This window comes from Flavobacterium sp. GW821-FHT12A05 (genome assembly GCF_058807735.1).
Genome location: NZ_JBXAQY010000006.1, coordinates 391,246 through 411,538, shown reverse-complemented (window position 1 = coordinate 411,538; position 20,293 = coordinate 391,246). Strand labels below are relative to the sequence as shown.

Sequence of the window (20,293 nt, the reverse complement as noted above, 5' to 3'; positions counted from 1 at the left end):
AAAATACAAAAATAGTAAATATTTTCTTATAAAATATTGCTTTGAAATTTGAAATCTGGCTTTATGTTTACTTTTTAGACTTCCAAATAAAACCATCCAATAAATAATGAGTAAACTGTGGCACGGTCAATAACGGAACTAAAAAAATCTGCCAACTCGAAAAATCAAAATTTGTAATGCTAATGTTTTCATTCCATACCAAAATTTCCCAAAGAAATTCTTCAGAAAAAGCAATTAAAAGGAGAATTCCAATATAAATCAAAAGCCCTTTATATTCTTTCAAGAAAGACAAACCTCCTAATTCTGATACCGATTTTCCGTCAATTTCTTTAAAATAAACCAAAGCCATATATGGAATTCCGTGTGAAACAACATTCAATAAAGTAAAAATCAGATCGTCATTAAAAGATACAATTCCAAAATACCAAGACAAAGCTGTTCCGAGAATAATACTGTTTTTCGGAATATTAAAAAACTGATTTCGAATAGATTTTATCGCGGTATAGATAACATACAAAATCAAAATTCCAATATAAATCCAAAACAGCGTTTCTAAAATCAGCTGATTTTCAAATCTGAAAAACTCATTTTCTACAAACCAGTTGAACTTTCGCTTAGACGAAAAAAACCAATACAGCATTGGATATCCAGTTGAGGCATAAATCGTCAAATTATCAATACAAACTGAAATTTTCGTTTTAGTTTCCTTTCTTGCATACAATCGCATGAAACCGTATTGCTGCCTGATAAAATGAAAAACAGCTACATAAGCCAAAAATGACCAAAAAACTAAACTGCCAAATGAGAAAAGCACAATTCCGGTAACAAAACAAATAAGCGGAAGCAGAATCAATCTTTTCTTTTGTTTCTGAAATTCTTCTTTTACAAAATAGGTTTTAAATAAAGTTGCATAAACGTGCGCTACATCTATAAAAACGATCAATAAAAGCCAGGTATAAAAAGAGTAATTCTCTTCAATCTGAGTAATATAATCCTGAAAAATAAAGATAATTGCCAATACAAAAAACGATGGGCCAATAATAAAAGTCAGATCGGTTTTGGCTTTATGAATCCACGGTTGTTCCATCTACAATTTCATTTACAACATTAATTCCCTGATGAAAAGCTTCTTCAAAAATCGAGATTCCAGATAAATCGCTGTGGGCGAAATAAATCTTATTTTGAATATTCTGCTTTGCATTTTTCTTCGCTTCACCAAAAATAAATCCTGGAGCAGGCGAAATCATGCCGTGACCTAAAAGAAACACTTCTATATCTTCTGTATATTCTTCAATATCAGGATGCGCAATTTTTAAATCATTCAAAACAAATTGTTTCCAGTATTCTTTATCTTTTTTGTAAAGCTCTTTTCTGGTTTTCTTCAAATCGGCCGACGAAAAGCTATAATAATACGTAATCACTTTTTTATTCTGAATTTGATTTACTGTCTGATGCTGATCGTAAACATATCCCAAACCTTTGGCATCATAAATTACATTATCCCATGAAAGCGGAAAGCTAAAATTATCCGATAAATCATTTACAATCAACGTTGCTAAAAGCCAAGGTGTATAATAAAAATCTTTAGTAAACGCCTTTCTGTCTTTGATCAAATACTGATTTACAAACTGCGGAGAAGCCATTATCACTTTATCAGCAATAATTTCAACGGATGTTTTATTGACATCATCAAAAGCTTTTGCGATTACTTTATTATTCTCGACTTTGACTTCATAAACTAAATGATTTTTTAAAGTTTTGTCTTTAGTATATTTTTTTAAATGATTGGCTAAACGCGAATTTCCTTCAGGCCAAGTTAAAACGCTATCGTGTTTTTCGGACGTAGAATCTTGTTTTCTCCCAGCAAAATAATGAATTCCCGCCCAAGCCGAAACATAATCAATTCCTAAACCAAAATCGTCTTTACAGCAATAATCGATATAATTATATAAAGGCTCAGACGTAAAATGATTATTGGCAAACCATTGCTTCATGGTAATTTTATCCAAGACTCTGGTTTCTGTATCTGATGAGGAAAGATAAAGCGGAATATCAAATAAATACTTTTCGTCTTTTCCTTTGGCATTTCTAAAAGCATCCATTTTTTTGAAGAATTTCTCAAACTCTAAATCGTCTGAAACCAAATTTCCTTCTTTTGGAACTACGCCTTCCTGCCAATTATTTTTATAAAATAGGCGTTCGTCTGGCGCAAAAGTCAGCTGCAGTTCATCAAAAACAGGAAATCCTTTTTCATTGTAACCTAAAATGATCTTTTCTTCTTCAAGAAATTGAAGCAGTTCTTTATCTTGAAAATTGGGCAGCGGCAGATAATGTGCGCCTAAAGGATATTTAGAATATTTGTTTTCTCCGTTAGAAGAATTTCCGCCCAAATGATTTTCTAGTTCTACAATCAAAAAATCGGTAATTCCTTTTTTCTGAAATTGGCGCGCGGCGCTTAAACCAGAAATTCCTCCGCCAACAATTAGATACGAAATCTGGATTTGTTTTGTTGGTTTAGGAAAATCTTTTATCCATAAACGATGTCCCAGAAGATGTTTGGTACCTGATAAACGAATCATGATGACCGCAATTTTATCGGAACAAAACTGCAGAAACGGAACCGCAATTAAAGCCGCTCCAATTACTTTTATAAAACTCCTTCTGGATTTATTGCAGTTTTCCCCACTCTTCATCAAAATAGCGTACTAAAATCTGGTTATCTAAACGATTGATTTCGATCTCGTTCGAAATCATATCATTGGTAAAATAATTTAAGCGGTCAAACTGGTAATTGTAAAATTTCAACTTTTCTGCTTTTCGGTTTACGGTATTAAAAGTAGTTCCAAAACCATTTATGGCAATTGTATATCCCCATTCTCCAAATGATGGAACATAAGCGTGATATGCATCTACCTGAGGAAACACCTGCATCACCGTTTTATTGATGCACCAAAATGATTTAGGGGCAAAATAAGGCGATGTCGTTTGTATAACAACCGCTGCATCTGGCTGTAAAATAGTTTTTATGGTCTGATAAAAATTAAGCGAATACAATTTCCCTAAACTATAATTGGACGGATCCGGAAAATCGATTATCGCGACATCGTACTTTTCTTTACAGCTTTTCGCCCAGATATAAGCATCGGTATTAATTACCTTAACTTTAGGATTATTCAGTGAATTTTTATTGAAATTAGTCAAAACTGCATTGGTTTTAAACAACTTTGTCATTCCTTCATCCAAATCTACCAAAGTCACTTTTTCAACATCCTTGTATTTCAGGATTTCACGAACTGCTAAACCATCTCCGCCTCCCAAAACCAAAACGTTTTTGACGCTTTTTGCCATCGACATTGCGGGATGAACTAATGCTTCGTGGTAACGATATTCATCTGCAGAACTAAACTGAAGATTGTTGTTTAAATACAATCTATAGTCGCTTTTATTATGCGTTAAAACAATACGTTGATAAGGTGTTGAATTGGTATAAATGATGTTTTCTCCGTATAATTTCCCTTCTGAATAGGCGAGAATATCATTCGAAAAAATAAAAACTGCCAGCAATACTACAAAAGAAAAAATGGCTTTTGCTCTTAATAAGGACGGTTTCTTTAATTCTCTCTTTAATAAAAAACATAAGGCAATGGCGATACTTACATTGATCATTCCGAAGAAAAGAGAAGTTCCCATAATGCCTAATTTTGGCACCAAAACCAACGGAAATAATATCGAGGCCAAAAGTGCTCCGATATAATCAAAAGTAAAAACATTCGAAACCAGATCTTTAAACTCTACTCTGTCTTTTAAAATATTCATTAAAAGCGGAATCTCTAAACCGACCAAAAATCCGGTTACAAAAACAAATAAGTATAAAATGAACTGAAAAGAACCTACACTTTCAAAAAGCAGAAACAAAACCACTGAACTCAGACCACCAATGAGCCCGACCAGAATTTCGATTTCGACAAAAGTATTAAGCAGATTCTTATTGAAAAACTTTGAAAAAAACGAGCCTATACCCATCGAAAACAGGTATACGCCAATAATAAATGAAAATTGTTTTACTGAATCGCCTAATAAATAACTCGCCAGAGTTCCTGCAACCAACTCATAAATAAGTCCGCAGGTGGCTATTATAAATACAGCAAAAAGTAAAAGAAATTCAAACCTAAGAAACTTTTTACCCATGAATTGCGGCACTAATAATCATCGAAATCCCGATGATGAATGCTGCCAAAACAATAGCAACAGCAACGTTATTTTTTTCTACAACTTCTTTCCATGTATTTTCTGGAGTGAGTTTTTCTATAATGTAATAACCAATTAATAAAATAACAATTCCTAAAAAAGAATAAATGATTGAATTTACTATTGGCTGTGCATGAATTAATTCCATATTGACTATTTTTTTATTTGTGGTAAAAATGATTGTATGATGAACGGCTTCCGCTTGTTGTTGATTTGTAATTTTCTGTGGTTTCGCAATCGCAGATTCTATTTCCTGCAAGAGCAAAATAGATATAAACTCCAAAGCAAAAGAATCCAATTATGAAAGGAGCTAAATTTTGCAGTATAAAATCAGAAATTTTCTTCATGTTAATTTTCAGAATAAGGAGAATAAGAGCTGTCTGCCCATCGGCTTTTTTCAGATTGGTACTTAAAGAAATAGATCACCGCAAATATACCCGACATAAAAAGAATTACAAACCAAGCATTACGGCTAGAGGGCTGATTCCAGACTGCTGTAACCTGCATTTCAGTATTGGTTAAATCTTCTGGTGCTTTAAGAGGTGTGATCAAAAGATGATATTTACCAGATTTTACACCGCAAATATTAAACTTTTCAACAGAGCTTCCTTCTGTCCAAGATTCGCCATCAGAATAACCGTGGTAATATTCGATGTCTTTATTGGCATAAATTTCGTCATTTGTTTCTTCATTGATCAAAGCCACATTTACATTCGCCCAGGAATTATCAACCCCTGTAGAAACTTGTATTGTCATGGGCGAAGAGCCTCCATTAAGTACAAAACTTTCGCTTGTAATTTCTTTATTATCAAACTCGGTAAATTTCATTGTTTTCGAGAAAACCTGCTGCTCTACCTGATCTCTGTAAATAAACCAATTCGTAATAAGAATCAACAAAGCAATGAGACAGAAAATTATAGCTGTATTTTTTATATCAAATGGAAAAGGCTGGATCATATTTGTCCCTGTCTGATACGGAAGCACCGCCTCTGGAAATGCTTTTTTGATCTCGCTTTTATTAACATATTCTCCATAATAGGCTGTTTCGACACCATTCATTCTTTCTACAGAAATGATATTTGGAGGATTGATATATTCAACTAAATGAATAAATTTATTTTGAGGAAGCTCAAAATCAAAAAATCCTTTTGCGTTTATAATTTCAGCATCAGAATATTCAAATATATCAAAATACACTCCTTCGTGGTCTAATGCTTTGGGATGGTCATTAACAACAAAAGTTTCCTCCATTTCTCTTAACATCATCCAATGTCCATTAGAAACCGAAAGATAGATAAACTCTTTAGCGTCGTTTTGAAGTATAAATTCAATCCAATCAAAATCGGGATGAATATTCTTTCTAAGAATTCCAGTAACTTTATATTTACTTCCTCTAAAATTTCCGACTTCACCAATTACAAGCGGACATGCAAAATAAATATTTTTATATCGAGATCTTTGACGAAACTGTCCATCTTTATCAGCAGCATATAAAGTCTGGCAATGCGGACAGACAAAATTGACTACTTCAAAACCAACCTCTAATTCGGTTTCAATATCACAGATATAACAAGGAATCTTCATATCTTATCGGTTAATTTCAAAATCTTTAATAATATCTGCATCAAAATAGGCAATATAATCGGCCATCACGGCACGCACTTTATGCGAATTATCCTGAAGATAATTGCACAAATAAACATCCAGCGTTAGCTGATTGTATTCTGGCCAGGTATGTATACAAATATGAGACTCCTTTAAACAGAATGAGATTGTAAAACTATTATTGTCAAAATTATGAACAACCGCACCAACCTTTTCAAGCTCATATTTTTCTAAAATAGAATTGGTAGCATCAACAAAGCCTTTGCTGTTGGTTAGCTTAGAAATTTCGTCGACATGCAGGGTAACCAGTTTATGTAATCCTGGCGAATAAGGAGGTAAATCCATTAAGTTATTTATATTACACAGGGGCCAAATATATAATATTTCTAGTATAAAATAATGAGGGAAACCGTATTTTGAAAATAACTTTTCGCGACTATGTATTTATGATTCTTTCTTTTTTTTAAGGAGTAGAACTTTTGTTTTTTTTAATTTGCTTTTCTTAATTATCTTTTGAAGACTTCCTTGTGGCAATTCAACTTTCCAGGTTATTAAATTACCTAAACATTAAAAAAAAACATAAGAAAAAACTTAAAATAAATAAATTTCAGTTTTCAGTAATAGCGCTGGTTTTTTATTATAAATTCACTTATAACATTTAAAACAAACACTTTAAATCTAGTTAGGTTATATTTGGGTAAATGTCTGCTAAAAGATGAATGAAAAAAAGAATATTCCGCCTGATGTTACTGCTTCTCCAGAAAAGAATAAAGCAAATCATAACGACGAATTACTGCTGGTCAATAAAAAACTTTCTCAGCAAATAGAAGAGCGGAAAAAACGTGCCGCAGAGCTGATTATTGCCAATATCGAACTAGCTTACCAAAATAAAGAGAAAGAAAACCGCGCAGCAGAATTAGTTATAGCAAATAATGAACTTGCCTATCAAAACAAAGAAAAAGAAAAACGCGCGGCTGAACTTGTTATTGCCAATGCTGAACTGGCATATCAAAATCAGGAAAAAGAAAACCGTGCCGCTGAACTTATTATTGCTAATGCAGAACTTACTTTTCAAAATAAGGAAAAAGAAAAACGAGCAACAGAATTAATATTGATAAATAATGAACTCGAAGCCTTTACCTATATTTCAAGTCATCATTTACAAGAACCTTTAAGAAAAATACAGGTTTTTACAGATAGGATAAATACAGAGGAACAGCAAAATTTAACTGATAAGGGAAAATATTATTTAGAACGTATCGAAGTCGCTGCTTCTTATATGCAAGGACTTATAAACGATTTATTAACGTACTCGCGCACAAATGTAACCGAAAAGAAATTTGAAAACGCTGCTATTAATGACGTTATAAATAAAGTAATAGAAGATTTAAGTGAAGAAATCAACCTCAAAAAGGCAATTGTAAAAGTATCCGGAAATTGCTGCGCCTACATAATACCGTCACAGTTTTACCAACTTATATGCAATTTAATAAGTAACGCTCTAAAATTTTCAAAACAAGGAGAAATTCCCCGTATTACAATAGAAAGTCTATATACCAAACAAAAAACAAAGAATCTTCCGTCATCATCTGATTACTGCCATATCGTAATCAGCGATAATGGTATTGGGTTTGAGCAGCAATTTGAAAATCGTGTTTTCGAAATGTTTCAGCAGCTTCATAGCAGAACAGAATACAAGGGAACTGGAATTGGTCTTGCGATAGCAAAGAAGATTGTAGAAAATCATCAAGGAATCATTACGGCAACAGGCAAATTAAACCATGGTGCTAAGTTTGATATTTATATTCCGGTAGTATAAAAAAACCTCTTGCGAAATTCACAAGAGGTTTGCAGAGAGAAAGGGATTCGAACCCTCGATATAGTTACCCATATACTAGCTTTCCAGGCTAGCTCCTTCAACCACTCGGACACCTCTCTATTTTGGTCTGCAAATAACACAAAAAAAATCGAGTTACACAACGTTAATTTTTAAGATTCGTTTATACTCTTACTAAATTCTTCCATAAATAATTTTACGGCTTTCTTTTGGTAACTTCCAATTGTGAGCATAAAAGATTCTCGTTTGGTTGCAACTCCTGTAATTTGAATCGCTTTAAGGCTATGTTCCCAGCCTTTTAATGCTTTTTCGGCTACTATAGTTGCCCAGTCGCTGTTTTCTACCATTTGTAATAAGGCATTAATCGAATTTAATTCTATAGAAATCTTCGGTTTCATGTGATGTTTTACAAACAGTATTTCTACATATTCTCTGGAATTTGATCCTTTTCCCGGAAGAATCAGAGGCACTTGTTCTATTTTCTTAAATGGTATTTTTTCTAAAGAAGCTAAAGAATGTTTTTTTGAAACCGCCATTACCATATTTGAGGTAAACAAAGGTACTTTTTGAATTGGAGGACCAATTTCATGCGACGAAATAACCAAAACCAAATCTAGTTCATTATTAATCAGTTTTTGCTCTAAGGCTTCTGTTGTACCATAATCTACTATGATTTTTAAATTCTGATATCTTTTTGCAAATGCATTCACAACAGGCAGCACTAATAAACCAAAAATATAAGTAACACCTATTCGTATTTCACCGCCAATCATTTCGTTTAAATCTTCGATTGCCTGTTTTCCGTTTTCTACATTTTCTACCACTTTTTTGGCGTGAATTAAAAAAACAGAACCAGCTTCAGTAAGCTGTACTTTTTTTCCAATCCTTTTAAATAAGGGCATTCCGAGTTCTTCTTCCAGTTTTTTTATTTGCTGCGAAAGTCCGGATTGCGTTACAAAACACAATTCAGCTGCTTTTGTAAAATGCAGTACCTCAGCAGTTTTAATAAAATATTCGAGTTGGTAAATTTCCATATTGATAAGTTTTACTACTTATTATCAGTAAAATTATTAATTTTTCTAATGAAATCATAATCCCGAACTTTGTAAAAAAATATTTCAGGTTATGTTTAAAGCGTTAAAATCAAAAAACTTCAAGTTATTCTTTTATGGACAATCTGTTTCTGTTATCGGGACCTGGATGCAGAAAACTGCTGTAAGCTGGATGGTTTACAGCATAACAGGATCTGTATTTTTACTAGGACTGGCCACTTTTTTAAGCATGATTCCGTCTTTATTTTTAGCACCGCTGGCCGGAAGTATCATTGGACGTTACGACCGACACAAAACCTTAATATTCCTGCAATCTCTTGCTATGCTGCAAGCAGGGACTTTAGCTTTACTGATTTATTTCAAAATATACAATATCAACTTTATTTTAGCATTAAGTCTAATTCAGGGAATTATCAATGCTTTTGATATGACGTGCCGCCAAACTATGATGATTGACATTGTCGACAATAAAGAAGACCTTCCTAATGCGGTTGCGCTTAATTCAACAATGAACAACTTTGCCCGTATTGCCGGACCTGCACTTGCAGGAATTATTTTGCACGAATACGGAGAAGACATCTGTTTCATTGGAAACTTTGTGAGCTATGTTCCTGTTTTAATTTCATTAATGCTAATGAAAATCACGCCGCACATTAAAGCCGAAAACAAACTAAATATGCTGGACGATCTTATTGAAGGACTTGATTATGTGAAGAAAGAAACCGAAATGGCAAGAATGCTTTTAATGCTTACCTGCAGCAGTTTATTTGTGATTTCATTTAATACACTTATGCCTGTTTTTGCCAAAGATATCTTCAACGGAAATGCCGAAACTTTCAGTTGGTTTGAAAGTGCTGCCGGAATTGGATCTGTTTTATCTGCTATTTATCTAGCCAATCTAAAATCTGCTGAAAATATGAGTAAATTATTGATCGCAGCCAGTTTACTTTTGGGTTTAAGTGTAATTATTCTAGCTGTTTCAAGTAGTCTTACCATCGCTTTAATTTGTATGACTTTAAGCGGAATAGGAATGATGGGACAAACCTCATCTATCAATATTTATATTCAAACGCACAGTTCTGTAAACATGCGTTCCAGAAGTATCAGCTACTTCATGATGGCGTATCAGGGAATGATTCCGGTTGGGAGTTTAATTATTGGTTGTGTTTCGCACTCTCTTGGAGTTCGAACTACGATTGCCATTCAGGGAATTATCTGTATTCTTTCGGTTATTGTATATATGTATTACAAGAAAAATAAATCTTCTGAAGATTTAGAGACTTGTCCGGTTCCTTATAGAAATTCTAAGTTTTGATAAATTCCAATAAAAAAATTCCAAATTCCAATTTACTTTGTCGTAAGAACTTTGTCAAAGTTTAAAACTTTGACAAAGTTGACCAAGATAATTTATTAATTCTGCAAAATTTTGAGAGAAATTGGAATTTGGAATTTAAAATATTGGAATTTTATAACGAGATTTCCCCTCGAAGTGCCGTTTCAAAAACGTCTTTAAATTCGTTTTGCGGAATATTATGCCCAAGCAGATACATCAATTTTGTGATGGCGGCTTCTGTTGTAATATCTTTTCCGGAAATAACGCCAAGAGATTTTAAAGCGGTACTGGTTTCGTATTGTCCCATGTTTACGCTTCCGCCTGAACATTGCGTTACATTTACAATGTGCATTCCAGAGTTAATGGCTTTTTCGATTAAGTTTAAAAACCAATCTTCGGTTGGAGCGTTTCCAGATCCGTAAGTTTCTAAAACAATGCCTCGCAAACCTTGAGTTGACAGGATTGAAGCCAAAACTATTTCGCTCATTCCCGGGAACATTTTTATAATAGCAACATGATTGTCTAAGTTTTTGTGAACAATCAAAGCAGCATCTTTTTTTACAGGAAGAAATAAATGTGAGTTTAATTTTAGGTGTACACCAGATTCTACCAATTCAGGATAATTTGGCGCTGTAAAGGCTCTAAAATGTTCGGCATTTACTTTTGAGGTTCTGTTTCCTCTATATAATTTATATTCAAAATACAAGCATACTTCGTTGATAACCGGTTTTCCGTTTTCCTGAAGCGACGCAATTTGAATCGCTGTAATCAAGTTTTCTTTAGCATCAGTACGCAAATCTCCAATTGGCAATTGCGATCCCGTAAATACAACCGGTTTGGCTAAATTCTCCAGCATAAAGCTCAATGCTGAAGCCGAATATGACATGGTATCTGAACCGTGCAGTACTACAAATCCATCATAAGAAACATAATTTTCTTCGATGATTTCTGCAATTTTTGTCCACTCTGCAGGATTCATGTTCGATGAATCTATAGGATCTTCAAAAGAAACCGTTTCGATCTCACAATCTAATTGTTTGATTTCGGGAATTTTTTGGAGTAATTTCCCAAAGTTGAACGCTTTAAGTGCGCCGGTTTCAAAGTCTTTGCTCATACCGATAGTTCCTCCGGTATAAATCAAAAGTATTTTAGCTTTAGATGACATCGTGGTATTTTAATTTATTGACAACCGGATTAGCATACATTGCCAGAAATCCTTGTCTGGTAACAGGATTATCGCTTCCGATACGCATTTCTAAACGACGCTCAAAAAGCGATTTTTCACTTTCCTTGTACTTGTCAGCAAATCGATCTGTTTCGTTTAAAATATCGTAAGCAATAAAATTAGTAGGCCATAATTGATAGTTTTTCAAAACAACATCATCAATTGTTTGTGCCAAAGCCTGAACTTGTTTGTTTACATTGTCATTTTCAGCAACAATTGTATCAATCTCTGTATCTAAAACATCGCCAACAGAAATGTGTATTCTTTTTTTGGTTCCCATGATACCGCTTAAAATGGTCATGAAATCTTCATTTTTATCTTTTACGTAAACTTCGTTGTTTGCTTCTGCCATTAATTGCGGCATTTTTAAAACATCGGTTGGATCGTATTCATAAGAAATAGAAACCGGAACGATTTTTAATTTCTTAAAATAATCCATTAAGTTTTCTTCGTCAGAACCCATTCCAATCATTTTTAAAACGCCTGGATTGGTTTCGTCATTTCCGTCTTTTGTTCTTCCTTCTCTTTGTGCAATCCAAACCGAACGATTTTCGCGAAGCAATAACTGGCCTATGTATTCTGCAAGCAGTTTTGAACTTTGCAGCATTTCGCGAGGCGTTAATCCTCTTAAAACTAAAAAGTTTCGGTTTAATTTAGCCAATGTCGACAAGAAAGCTTTTTTAACCAAATTATCGCCAATTGCAGATGCTGTCATGACTAAACCATGTTCGAACAAACAAACGTTCAATAAAGTAGTATCCAGAAGAATATCTCTATGATTAGAGATAAACAGATAAGAAGTATTGGGTTCCAGTTTCTCAAAACCTGAAGTTGTAAGACCTTCAGAACTTTTTTCGAGAACCCTTTGTATGGTATTATAAATAAAATTGCATTGAAAATCGCGAATAGAATGTGTTTTCTTAAGCTGTTCCTTCCAAACCTCATCTTCCACTTCCGGAAACGTAAAGTTCATCATGGTTTTCATCATTGGATGATTTACAACATCATGAAGTGCTTCATTTATTTCGGAATCATAAAACGGTCGAATGGCATCAAATCTCTGCATTATTTATATTGGTTTTAAGTGGGCAAAAGAACAAAAAAAAAATTAAAGTTTTGTAAGGCGCAGGTTAAATCCCAAAAACGTCTTTTGAATTTTGAGTTGTTATCGCTGCAATTTCTTCTTCAGAAATATTATAAAGCGCTGCCAGTTTCGAAATTACATTGACTAAATAACTGCTTTCATTGCGTTTACCTCTGTAAGGAATTGGCGCTAAATAAGGCGAATCTGTCTCTAAAACGATATGTTTTAAATCGATTTGATTTAAAAACTGATCAATTTTTCCGTTCTTGAATGTTACTACACCGCCAATTCCTAATTTCATTTTATAAGAAATTGCCTGCTGTGCTTGTTCTAAAGTTCCGGAAAAACAATGAAAAATCCCAAATAAATCTTCAGATTTTTCTTCTTCAAGGATTTCAAAGATTTCATCAAAAGCTTCGCGGCAATGAATTACGATGGGTAATTTGTATTGTTTTGCCAATTGAATCTGTCTTCTAAAAGCAATCTGCTGTTCTTTTAAATGTGTTTTATCCCAATACAAGTCGATTCCAATTTCGCCTACAGCGTAGAATTTTCGCTTAGCCAATTCGGTTTCTACATGCGCTAATTCATCCAAATAATTATCTTTTACATAAGTGGGATGCAAACCCATCATAAGGAAAATATTATCCGGATAGTTTTTTTCTAAATCATACATAGACTGCGTAGCAGCAGCATCGATTGCAGGAATAAAAAAACGTGTAATTCCGGCATCAATAGCGCGTTGAATCATTTCGTCGCGATCCTGATCAAATTCTTCAGAATATAAGTGCGTATGGGTATCGGTAATAATGAGTGTTGAATTCAATGGTCTAATTTTAAAGTTGTCAAAATTACGACAATATTAAAAGAATACCAATTAAGTAGAGATTGGCCCGCAGATTTAACAGATTCGCTTTGTTGAGAGGAGTAACGAAAATACTTGAGAGATACACTTTGCCATAAAATAGAACACGGATAACACCGATTCACTTCGTGAAAACACAGATTAAAACGGATTCTTTTGTTTTTATGTAATGAGCGATCCCGAGGCATCGGGAGAAGTCGGCAGAAAAAAAAGACCCCCAATTCTTTTCTATTTGCTTATTTGGCCTTCTCCCCGGTACCTCGGGATCGCTCAGTATGACATATTTTAAGTTTATTTTCCTGTTTCTACAAACAATAAAGCTCTATCTAAAACTTCATCTTTTCCTTCCTGAATTCCTTTAATGGTTGGTTTTACTTCAATATCCGGAATGATTCCTATTCTTTGGGTTTCTCGTCCGTCAGGATAATAAACCCCAATTCCTGTATATCTGGTATGAAACGAGGCAAAATCAAGCTCGATTACATTTCCATCTGCTCCAGCTGTCTGGCTTCCTATAATGGTTGTATTGCCAGCTGTTTGAAAACACATCGCTGTCCATTCTGCCTGACTTAAGGATTCTTCGTTAAGCAGTACAATTACTTTTCCTTTATAATTGTCTTTGTTTTCGGATCCGCACATTGACCCTTCTGTCCATTTAAATTTTCCGGGATAACTAAAGTCTGGATGTGTATAAATGGCGAATTTTTCTTCATGAGCGTTTAAAAAATTAGCAATATCATTATATGTTCCTTGCGGATAATTTCTCATATCAAAAATAATCGCTTTGGCTGGTCTTAATTTTTCAATCATATCCGGAACATTTGCGCTTTTAATACGTCCCATGTCTACGTATCCTATATTATCATCTAAAAGCTTAAATTTTTCCTTTTTCTTTTTAGCTCCTTTTTTAAATTCATTTCTGTGAGAATCATGATAATCATGCCATGTCATTGCTTTTGTTGTATACTTACCATCTTTTAAAAACTCTACATCCACTTTTTCTGAAGTGCTGTTTAAAATTTTCTTAACCAGTTTACTTAAAAGAGTCGGCTCGTTTGAAGCCCCAAATAAATCTCTGTATTCTGAGATATATGCTGCAATAGTTTTATTATTTACTTTCGTAATTACATCGCCTACTTTTATATCATCGGCTTGCGCCAAACTATCGGCAAGAATTTCAGTAACTACCATTTTGTTATCGATTATTCTACAGGCAGCAGGAAAAAACCTCCTGCTTCCTTCAAATACAGAATTCTTATATAAAGCAAATTCAACATGACTATCATCAAGCTTAGAAGCTGTTTTGCGTACTGTTGTAAAAAAATCATCTTCGCTTTTTGCTTCAAGAACTAAAGGAAGCATTTGCTTAAAAGTTACATCCCATTTCTGATCCATTTTATATTTATACGGAAAGAAATATTCAACTAAATTCCAATACATAAAATACCATAAGATTCTGGAGTTTTTATCGTCAAACTTCAGATTAAAATAATTTCCGTTTTTAAGCGGATTGTAACCCGGCCCTATTTCTTCATCGGTTTGAAACCTGTTATCCTCAATAAATTTTAATTTTTTCGAAAGCTTTTTAGAAAATATCTTATCATTAAACCAACTTAAATCGAAATTCTTGTCAAAAACCTTTGTCTCTTTTGATATAACGATTGGAGCAATTTCTTTTACAGGCCCAAGATCATCAATCCAGTTTTCCAGAATTAAAGAGAACTCTTCTTTAGTTTGTGCTTTTTCTATTTTAGGTAATTTTTCTAAAAGCTGATTATCCCAATTTACTTCTCCACCCGCTACTTTTGGATGATAGTATTTTAAGAAACCCCAAACTTTGCAGGTTAAAGCAAGTTTTTCAGTTTCGGTAATTTTGACCGCACTGAAAATGGTTTGAGAAAATACAATAAAAAGAAATAGCGTAATCTTTTTCATTAATTGGGGCTGGTTATGTCTTTGGTTATTTTTAAGTAAGTTCTTATAAAAACAAAAATCGAATTTAGAACTAAAATTCTAAATTCGATTGAGGTTTCACGTAAAAGCAGTAATTTTTTTCTGTTTTTTTTAATATTCTCGCTTTTTGAGTATATAAAATCTAATCCAGTTGGTTTAAAAGCTCCTGAACCTGATCGTAGTCTTCGTAATCTTCAGAAATGGTCTGCAGGATTTGTTTGCAGCCATCGTAATCTTTTTGTTTTAATTTTGATAATGCCAAATACCAAATTGCTTTTTCTTTGTAAACAGAAGTTCCTGTTTTCAATTCATTAAAAACGGCTTCGGCTTTTAAATAATGACTTTCTTCTAATAAAGAAACGCCATAAAAAAACTGAATTTCGGCTGTTTTTTGTTTCAATAAAACGGTTTCAAAAAACGGAATAGCTTTATTGTATCTTTTAGTATTATAGGCTTCTTCGGCTTGTTTTAAAGCTTCATTAACCGTTCCTCTTTCTGCAAAATTAGCCTGCTCTGGGTTGTTATAATCTCCAAAAACCGGATTTTGGTTATAGTTAAAAAAGAATAACCCAAACAGCACCGCAACCGAAGCTGCAACTGCAAGATACCACGGTTTTAAACCTATCACTTTTGTTCTCTTATTGAAATGTTTGTTCGAAATGTTCGTCAGGTTTTCTTTAAACGCTTCTCTTTCCTGTTCAAACTCAAACTTGTTTGCTAACTGAAACTGCACATTTTTAAAGGTCTCAAATTCAGACGCAAATTCAGAATCTTGCAGCAATTGTTTTTCAAAATCATTTTTAGCATCGGGCGTTAATTCGTCTTGAAGATATTGATCAAATAATATATAGCGTTCTTCGTTCATGACTAATTGTTTTTTAAAGATTTAAAGTTTTTTGCTTCCTGAATCCACTGTGTTAACTGGCCCACGCATAAAGATTTCTTTTTGCGTACATAACCGTATGTAACATTTAGTTTTTCGGCCACTTCTTCCATCGATTTAATTTCAAAACTCAGCTTTAAAAGTTCTTGGCATTTGTCTCCTAATTTCTGAAACATGGTGTCAAAAAGCTGCTGTTTTTCATCAAATTCTTCGGTTTGTCCAATTAACTCGTGTGCAGATTCATTCATAGATACTGCATCTTCTATAATTGTTACCCCTTTATTTGATGTTTTTTTGAGTTCGTTGAGCCATTTCCTTTTACATAATAAAAAGAAATAAGCATCGAACGGACAGGTTAATCGAAGTGAATTGGCTTTGGCCTGATTAAAAAGCAAAATCAAAATTTCCTGAACCACATCCTGCGCCTGGTCTCTATCGCCAGAATTGTTCATAATAAACATTACAACTTTAGGAACAAACTTTTTATATATGGACTGAATAATTGCCGAGTCGTTTTGCGCAAGGCCGTCAATATATATTTGGTCAGGATGTACTTTGTTTTTATCCATAAAAAAACTTTTAATCAGATAAAGTTAAAAAAGAATTTCAAATAAATGGGTAACAATTCATCATCGGTGTGGATATAAGGGAACAAATATCTTTTAAAAGAGTTAAAACTTAAGAGAAAATGGAAACGTATCAATTTACAAACGAAAAAACTTCAGCCCAATTTCACGAAATGATTTCTGCCAAAACCAGAAATGGATTCGTAATCGTAGAGCACAATGAGAAACTTCCTTACGTGGTTTTATCTAAAGAAAAAAAAGCCGTCAATCATACTTTTCATTTGTTTCTTACCTGTCTCACTTTCGGGATTTGGTCTATTGTATGGATCTATTTAATTGTTACGCTTTCGCAGAAGAAAAGCATTCTTGTGGCTGTAGACGAAGACGGAAATCTGTTTGAAGACAAATGTCTTTCGGCATAAATAAAAAAAATTAAAAACAGGGGTAACAAAATGCTAACCCCGAACATCTATCAATATAATAATCATTAAAAACCAGAAATTATGAACACAAATTTTAAAACAATCGGACTTTTATTCGTTTTACTAATCTCTTTTGTAAGCTGCGATAACAGCGATGTCGATGACAGCAATAATATTGTATTACCGCCAACTTCAGCAGCATTTAAAAGCATTAGTGAAAAAGGAGTAAAAAGAAATACTCAAAACTTTACCATCACGGCAGGAAATGGTGTGGTAACTTTAACTTCGGCAAAAGGAGTAAAACTATCTATTAACGGAGACTGTTTAACCAAAAACGGAAATCCTGTAACCGGACAAGTTGATATTGAATACATCGAACTTTTTGATAAAGGAAATATGCTGGTAACCAACAAACCAACAATGGGAATTACTGCCGATGGAAAGAAAAACCTTTTAATTTCAGGTGGAGAATTTTTCATCAAAGCGACACAAGGCGGTGTTGAACTTAAAAATTCATGCTATATGAATATGATTGTTCCAACTGCTTTAACTGATGGTCTGGATAATGCGATGACTTTATGGACTGGTGTTATCGATGATAAAGGAGAATTAGCATGGAGAGATGCAAAAGCAAATGCTGACGGAACCGGAGGCAAAGGCGGTGTACAAGGCGAAGGTGCCAATTATTATGTCACTTTTGGAAACTTTGGATGGACAAATGTGGACCGTTTTTACAGCGATCCTAGACCAAAAACGACTCTTTTGGTAAAAGCGCCAGACGGATATAATAATACAAACAGCGCTGTTTACCTTTCTTACGATGGTGAAGGAACAAATGCATTAGCAAAATTAGATACTTATACGCCTGCAGGATTATTTAGCGAACACTATGGCCAAATACCAATTGGATTAAAATGTCACGTGATTTTTGCGACAGAATCTAATGGTCAATGGAGATATGCAATTAAAGCCGTAACCGTTGCTGCCAACGACGTTTATACTTTTACCCTTGCCGAAACAACAGTCGGTACCGAAGCTCAGCTTGTTGCTGCAATTAATGCCATTCAGTAACTTACAAATGCTTTTTTAAGAGAAAGTGATGATTTGCTCATCACTTTTTTTTACATTTAATCCTGTTTTAAAATTGATTACGACCATTTTAGAACCCAAAAACTGTCTAGTTATGAAACCACAACTGTCTATTTTCTTTATTCTATTCTCTATTTTATGTATTGGACAAACCAAAGTAAAAGACACCATAACCCGAAGAGCCTCGATTGGTTTTATCCAGAACGGAAATGCCGTTTCTTTTAAACCCGAAACACCACCGCTGATTCCTATTGCGGGTGCTCCAAAACCAAGTTATTCGTATTTATGGGAACTGGGAGACGGACATTACAGTAAAGAAGCTGAGCCTAAACACGTATATAAAAAGAAAGGAACTTACACCACGAGACTTGCCGTAACCAACAATTACGACAACGGAAAACCACCGGCAACACGCCCGAAAAAAGTGGCTGTAAATGATATTACAGATACTAATTATAAAGATATTGCTTCGATCGCAGATCAAAATGGTTTTGCGCTTTTAAAAAACTGCGATCCTATTCCGGAGCAGGAAATGGTAGTCGTAGTAAGTTATCAAAATCTGGAGAATTATGTGGCAAACGGAAAGCTTTATTTGTTTTATAATGAGAAACAATTTAAACACAATAATTTCGAATTAAGCGATTTTAGAACCTATGCGGGCGAACGCGAAGTAAAAGAAAACTTAGTGGCGGCTGTAGATGATCTTGACGATTCGAATAATTTTTTGGCTTCCGCCGAAAACAGTTTCAAACTTAAAAAGTACCGAAATACTACTACCGAAGAAGATCTCGATGCTTCGCTTTTAGATGCTCATAAAACTTATCATAATGTATCGGTTTTAGAATTTGATGAGGCTAATCCGGGAGAAACCCGAAATGTTTTTTATACTTTTAAAACAACTCCCGAAATGATAAAAGATACCAGCGCAACGGTTACTATGCGAGGGATTTTTGTTCCGAATCGAAGTTATAAAAACCATAAGATTAAAAACCTGGAAATGGAAATTGTAACGTCTCACGATCCAAATAAAATGGGATCTAACGGACGTTTTATGAATTATAGACTGGTACGTTTTAAAAGGGTTAATTTTAAAACCCGTTTTCAGAATAATGGCGAAGGTCCGGCGAGAAAAATTCGTTTAGAAACAGATATTCCGGATATGTTCGACAAGAAAACTTTTCAGATCGAAAGCATGTATCCAGAATGCCCGATTTGTCCAAAAGGAGAAGAACCAACCGTGAGCTGTCTGGATACGATTATCAAACAGAAACAAATTATTTTTACGTTTAAGAATATTTATCTGCCAGGAACAGAGCAGAAAAATGTAAAAGAAAAAGACAGTACAAAGGGTTTTGTAAAATATTCGATGAAGTTTGGTGAAGACTTTCATAAAGTAAAAACCAAAAGCCGGACGTCGATTATTTTTGATAAAAACGAGCCTATAATTACCAACTACGCCACTACCCGATTCCTTCCCGGAATTTCGATTGGGGCAAAAGCCGGATACAACTTTTATCCTGACTTAGACAAATCGACGAGTTATTTTGTGGGTGCGACGATTTCGCCTTTTAAATCGTATCGTTTTTACTGGCAGGTGGAGTGGGTCAATGCCTTAAATAAATACAACAGCGCCGTTACAGTTGTCGATCAGTTAAACACAAATGCAAACGGAGTAAGACAATTGGTACGAACTACCACCGCAACCGAAAACAAGAATATCAATTGGGAAGTTCCGATTTTAATTCGGTATAACATTAATAATTACATTGGGATTGGCGCTGGTATCCAAGCTAATATTAATGTCTCTCAGGAACAGAATCAGAATATAAAAGTTGATACTTACGAAGGCGATAAAGGAAACTTTTTAATCGATACCAGCACAACAAACAATCAAATAAAAACTTCTTTTGCCGATTTTAAAACAGGTCTTTTGTTTGATTTAACAGCAGGTTTCGCTAGAATTGGTCCGAGTTTAGGCGCGCGTTATGTAATTAATTTTGAACAAAACTTTAATTACTTTCAGGTTTATGGGATATGGAAATTTTAAACATTGATGTCATCCTGAGCGAAGTCGAAGGCTTCATAACAAAAAAGGTCTTCGACTTCGCTCAGACTGACATTTGATGATACA

19 protein-coding genes and 1 tRNA gene are annotated in these 20,293 nt (G+C 34.1%); 5 read left to right on the top strand and 15 right to left on the bottom strand.

Going from position 1 to position 20,293, the window contains the following annotated elements; all coding sequences use genetic code 11:
- Window positions 1-67: 67 nt before the first annotated feature.
- Genes AC1RRQ_RS16160 through AC1RRQ_RS16130 form a run of 7 tightly spaced genes read right to left on the bottom strand, consistent with a single transcriptional unit; the run spans window position 68 to window position 6,198 of the window.
- Window positions 68-1,087, bottom strand: coding sequence for a hypothetical protein (locus AC1RRQ_RS16160; RefSeq protein ID WP_493024067.1), 1,020 nt, complete (start codon window positions 1,085-1,087; stop codon window positions 68-70).
- Window positions 1,065-2,693, bottom strand: a complete 1,629-nt coding sequence (locus AC1RRQ_RS16155) for an NAD(P)/FAD-dependent oxidoreductase (RefSeq protein ID WP_493024066.1) — start codon at window positions 2,691-2,693, stop codon at window positions 1,065-1,067. The genes AC1RRQ_RS16160 and AC1RRQ_RS16155 overlap by 23 nt, the downstream gene beginning before the upstream one ends.
- Window positions 2,668-4,188: a polyamine aminopropyltransferase gene (locus AC1RRQ_RS16150; RefSeq protein WP_493024065.1), complete on the bottom strand. Its 1,521-nt coding sequence runs from the start codon at window positions 4,186-4,188 to the stop codon at window positions 2,668-2,670. The genes AC1RRQ_RS16155 and AC1RRQ_RS16150 overlap by 26 nt, the downstream gene beginning before the upstream one ends.
- Window positions 4,181-4,396, bottom strand: coding sequence for a DUF350 domain-containing protein (locus tag AC1RRQ_RS16145; protein WP_493024064.1), 216 nt, complete (start codon window positions 4,394-4,396; stop codon window positions 4,181-4,183). Before AC1RRQ_RS16145 ends, AC1RRQ_RS16150 begins: the two co-directional genes overlap by 8 nt.
- A 13-nt stretch (window positions 4,397-4,409) precedes the next feature.
- Window positions 4,410-4,595 (bottom strand): hypothetical protein, encoded by a 186-nt coding sequence (locus AC1RRQ_RS16140; RefSeq protein WP_493024063.1) that lies wholly within the window; start codon window positions 4,593-4,595, stop codon window positions 4,410-4,412.
- A gap of 1 nt (window position 4,596) precedes the next feature.
- Window positions 4,597-5,832, bottom strand: a complete 1,236-nt coding sequence (locus AC1RRQ_RS16135) for a DUF4178 domain-containing protein (protein ID WP_493024062.1) — start codon at window positions 5,830-5,832, stop codon at window positions 4,597-4,599.
- A gap of 3 nt (window positions 5,833-5,835) precedes the next feature.
- Window positions 5,836-6,198: an S-adenosylmethionine decarboxylase family protein gene (locus AC1RRQ_RS16130; protein WP_493024061.1), complete on the bottom strand. Its 363-nt coding sequence runs from the start codon at window positions 6,196-6,198 to the stop codon at window positions 5,836-5,838.
- A 370-nt stretch (window positions 6,199-6,568) separates the two neighbouring features.
- Here AC1RRQ_RS16130 and AC1RRQ_RS16125 point away from each other — a divergent pair, with 370 nt between their 5' ends.
- On the top strand, window positions 6,569-7,672 hold the full coding sequence (locus AC1RRQ_RS16125) for a sensor histidine kinase (protein ID WP_493024060.1): 1,104 nt from the start codon (window positions 6,569-6,571) through the stop codon (window positions 7,670-7,672).
- Between the two features lie 32 nt (window positions 7,673-7,704).
- Here AC1RRQ_RS16125 and AC1RRQ_RS16120 read toward each other — a convergent pair.
- Together AC1RRQ_RS16120 and AC1RRQ_RS16115 are read right to left on the bottom strand one after the other, a co-directional pair.
- Window positions 7,705-7,791, bottom strand: a tRNA-Ser gene (locus AC1RRQ_RS16120).
- Window positions 7,792-7,842: 51 nt separating this feature from the next.
- Window positions 7,843-8,724: a LysR substrate-binding domain-containing protein gene (locus AC1RRQ_RS16115; RefSeq protein WP_493024059.1), complete on the bottom strand. Its 882-nt coding sequence runs from the start codon at window positions 8,722-8,724 to the stop codon at window positions 7,843-7,845.
- Between the two features lie 91 nt (window positions 8,725-8,815).
- Between AC1RRQ_RS16115 and AC1RRQ_RS16110 the strand changes: the two genes are divergently transcribed.
- Window positions 8,816-10,057: an MFS transporter gene (locus tag AC1RRQ_RS16110; protein ID WP_493024058.1), complete on the top strand. Its 1,242-nt coding sequence runs from the start codon at window positions 8,816-8,818 to the stop codon at window positions 10,055-10,057.
- Between the two features lie 151 nt (window positions 10,058-10,208).
- Here the strand turns inward: AC1RRQ_RS16110 and AC1RRQ_RS16105 are convergent, their stop codons facing one another.
- From AC1RRQ_RS16105 to AC1RRQ_RS16080, 6 genes are all read right to left on the bottom strand, one after another.
- A complete protein-coding gene (locus tag AC1RRQ_RS16105; protein WP_493024057.1) occupies window positions 10,209-11,240 on the bottom strand; it encodes an asparaginase in 1,032 nt (343 codons plus the stop codon).
- On the bottom strand, window positions 11,230-12,366 hold the full coding sequence (locus AC1RRQ_RS16100; protein WP_493024056.1) for a 1-acyl-sn-glycerol-3-phosphate acyltransferase: 1,137 nt from the start codon (window positions 12,364-12,366) through the stop codon (window positions 11,230-11,232). The genes AC1RRQ_RS16105 and AC1RRQ_RS16100 overlap by 11 nt, the downstream gene beginning before the upstream one ends.
- A gap of 64 nt (window positions 12,367-12,430) precedes the next feature.
- Complete coding sequence (locus AC1RRQ_RS16095; RefSeq protein WP_493024055.1) at window positions 12,431-13,210, bottom strand: TatD family hydrolase; 780 nt, start codon at window positions 13,208-13,210, stop codon at window positions 12,431-12,433.
- A gap of 330 nt (window positions 13,211-13,540) precedes the next feature.
- Window positions 13,541-15,184, bottom strand: coding sequence for a S41 family peptidase (locus AC1RRQ_RS16090; protein ID WP_493024054.1), 1,644 nt, complete (start codon window positions 15,182-15,184; stop codon window positions 13,541-13,543).
- A gap of 160 nt (window positions 15,185-15,344) precedes the next feature.
- On the bottom strand, window positions 15,345-16,067 hold the full coding sequence (locus AC1RRQ_RS16085) for a tetratricopeptide repeat protein (protein ID WP_493024053.1): 723 nt from the start codon (window positions 16,065-16,067) through the stop codon (window positions 15,345-15,347).
- 2 nt (window positions 16,068-16,069) lie between these two features.
- Window positions 16,070-16,654 (bottom strand): RNA polymerase sigma factor, encoded by a 585-nt coding sequence (locus tag AC1RRQ_RS16080; RefSeq protein ID WP_493024052.1) that lies wholly within the window; start codon window positions 16,652-16,654, stop codon window positions 16,070-16,072.
- A gap of 119 nt (window positions 16,655-16,773) precedes the next feature.
- Between AC1RRQ_RS16080 and AC1RRQ_RS16075 the strand changes: the two genes are divergently transcribed.
- The 3 genes from AC1RRQ_RS16075 (at window position 16,774) to AC1RRQ_RS16065 (ending at window position 20,209) form a co-directional block, all read left to right on the top strand.
- Complete coding sequence (locus tag AC1RRQ_RS16075) at window positions 16,774-17,073, top strand: DUF8108 domain-containing protein (protein WP_493024051.1); 300 nt, start codon at window positions 16,774-16,776, stop codon at window positions 17,071-17,073.
- A gap of 81 nt (window positions 17,074-17,154) precedes the next feature.
- Entirely contained in the window at window positions 17,155-18,144 is a 990-nt protein-coding gene (locus AC1RRQ_RS16070; RefSeq protein ID WP_493024050.1) for a hypothetical protein, read from the top strand.
- A gap of 112 nt (window positions 18,145-18,256) precedes the next feature.
- Window positions 18,257-20,209: a PKD domain-containing protein gene (locus tag AC1RRQ_RS16065; RefSeq protein WP_493024049.1), complete on the top strand. Its 1,953-nt coding sequence runs from the start codon at window positions 18,257-18,259 to the stop codon at window positions 20,207-20,209.
- Window positions 20,210-20,293 lie beyond the last annotated feature (84 nt).

What these genes read in the sequence shown, in the direction of transcription:
- AC1RRQ_RS16125 (WP_493024060.1), top strand. Translation starts at nt 6,569, where the DNA reads ATGAATGAAAAAAAGAATATTCCGCCTGATGTTACTGCTTCTCCAGAA.
- AC1RRQ_RS16100 (WP_493024056.1), bottom strand. Translation starts at nt 12,366, where the DNA reads ATGCAGAGATTTGATGCCATTCGACCGTTTTATGATTCCGAAATAAAT.
- AC1RRQ_RS16075 (WP_493024051.1), top strand. Translation starts at nt 16,774, where the DNA reads ATGGAAACGTATCAATTTACAAACGAAAAAACTTCAGCCCAATTTCAC.
- AC1RRQ_RS16065 (WP_493024049.1), top strand. Translation starts at nt 18,257, where the DNA reads ATGAAACCACAACTGTCTATTTTCTTTATTCTATTCTCTATTTTATGT.
- AC1RRQ_RS16110 (WP_493024058.1), top strand. Translation starts at nt 8,816, where the DNA reads ATGTTTAAAGCGTTAAAATCAAAAAACTTCAAGTTATTCTTTTATGGA.
- AC1RRQ_RS16105 (WP_493024057.1), bottom strand. Translation starts at nt 11,240, where the DNA reads ATGTCATCTAAAGCTAAAATACTTTTGATTTATACCGGAGGAACTATC.
- AC1RRQ_RS16090 (WP_493024054.1), bottom strand. Translation starts at nt 15,184, where the DNA reads ATGAAAAAGATTACGCTATTTCTTTTTATTGTATTTTCTCAAACCATT.
- AC1RRQ_RS16070 (WP_493024050.1), top strand. Translation starts at nt 17,155, where the DNA reads ATGAACACAAATTTTAAAACAATCGGACTTTTATTCGTTTTACTAATC.
- AC1RRQ_RS16155 (WP_493024066.1), bottom strand. Translation starts at nt 2,693, where the DNA reads ATGAAGAGTGGGGAAAACTGCAATAAATCCAGAAGGAGTTTTATAAAA.
- AC1RRQ_RS16135 (WP_493024062.1), bottom strand. Translation starts at nt 5,832, where the DNA reads ATGAAGATTCCTTGTTATATCTGTGATATTGAAACCGAATTAGAGGTT.
- AC1RRQ_RS16115 (WP_493024059.1), bottom strand. Translation starts at nt 8,724, where the DNA reads ATGGAAATTTACCAACTCGAATATTTTATTAAAACTGCTGAGGTACTG.
- AC1RRQ_RS16150 (WP_493024065.1), bottom strand. Translation starts at nt 4,188, where the DNA reads ATGGGTAAAAAGTTTCTTAGGTTTGAATTTCTTTTACTTTTTGCTGTA.
- AC1RRQ_RS16080 (WP_493024052.1), bottom strand. Translation starts at nt 16,654, where the DNA reads ATGGATAAAAACAAAGTACATCCTGACCAAATATATATTGACGGCCTT.
- AC1RRQ_RS16130 (WP_493024061.1), bottom strand. Translation starts at nt 6,198, where the DNA reads ATGGATTTACCTCCTTATTCGCCAGGATTACATAAACTGGTTACCCTG.
- AC1RRQ_RS16085 (WP_493024053.1), bottom strand. Translation starts at nt 16,067, where the DNA reads ATGAACGAAGAACGCTATATATTATTTGATCAATATCTTCAAGACGAA.
- AC1RRQ_RS16160 (WP_493024067.1), bottom strand. Translation starts at nt 1,087, where the DNA reads ATGGAACAACCGTGGATTCATAAAGCCAAAACCGATCTGACTTTTATT.
- AC1RRQ_RS16140 (WP_493024063.1), bottom strand. Translation starts at nt 4,595, where the DNA reads ATGAAGAAAATTTCTGATTTTATACTGCAAAATTTAGCTCCTTTCATA.
- AC1RRQ_RS16145 (WP_493024064.1), bottom strand. Translation starts at nt 4,396, where the DNA reads ATGGAATTAATTCATGCACAGCCAATAGTAAATTCAATCATTTATTCT.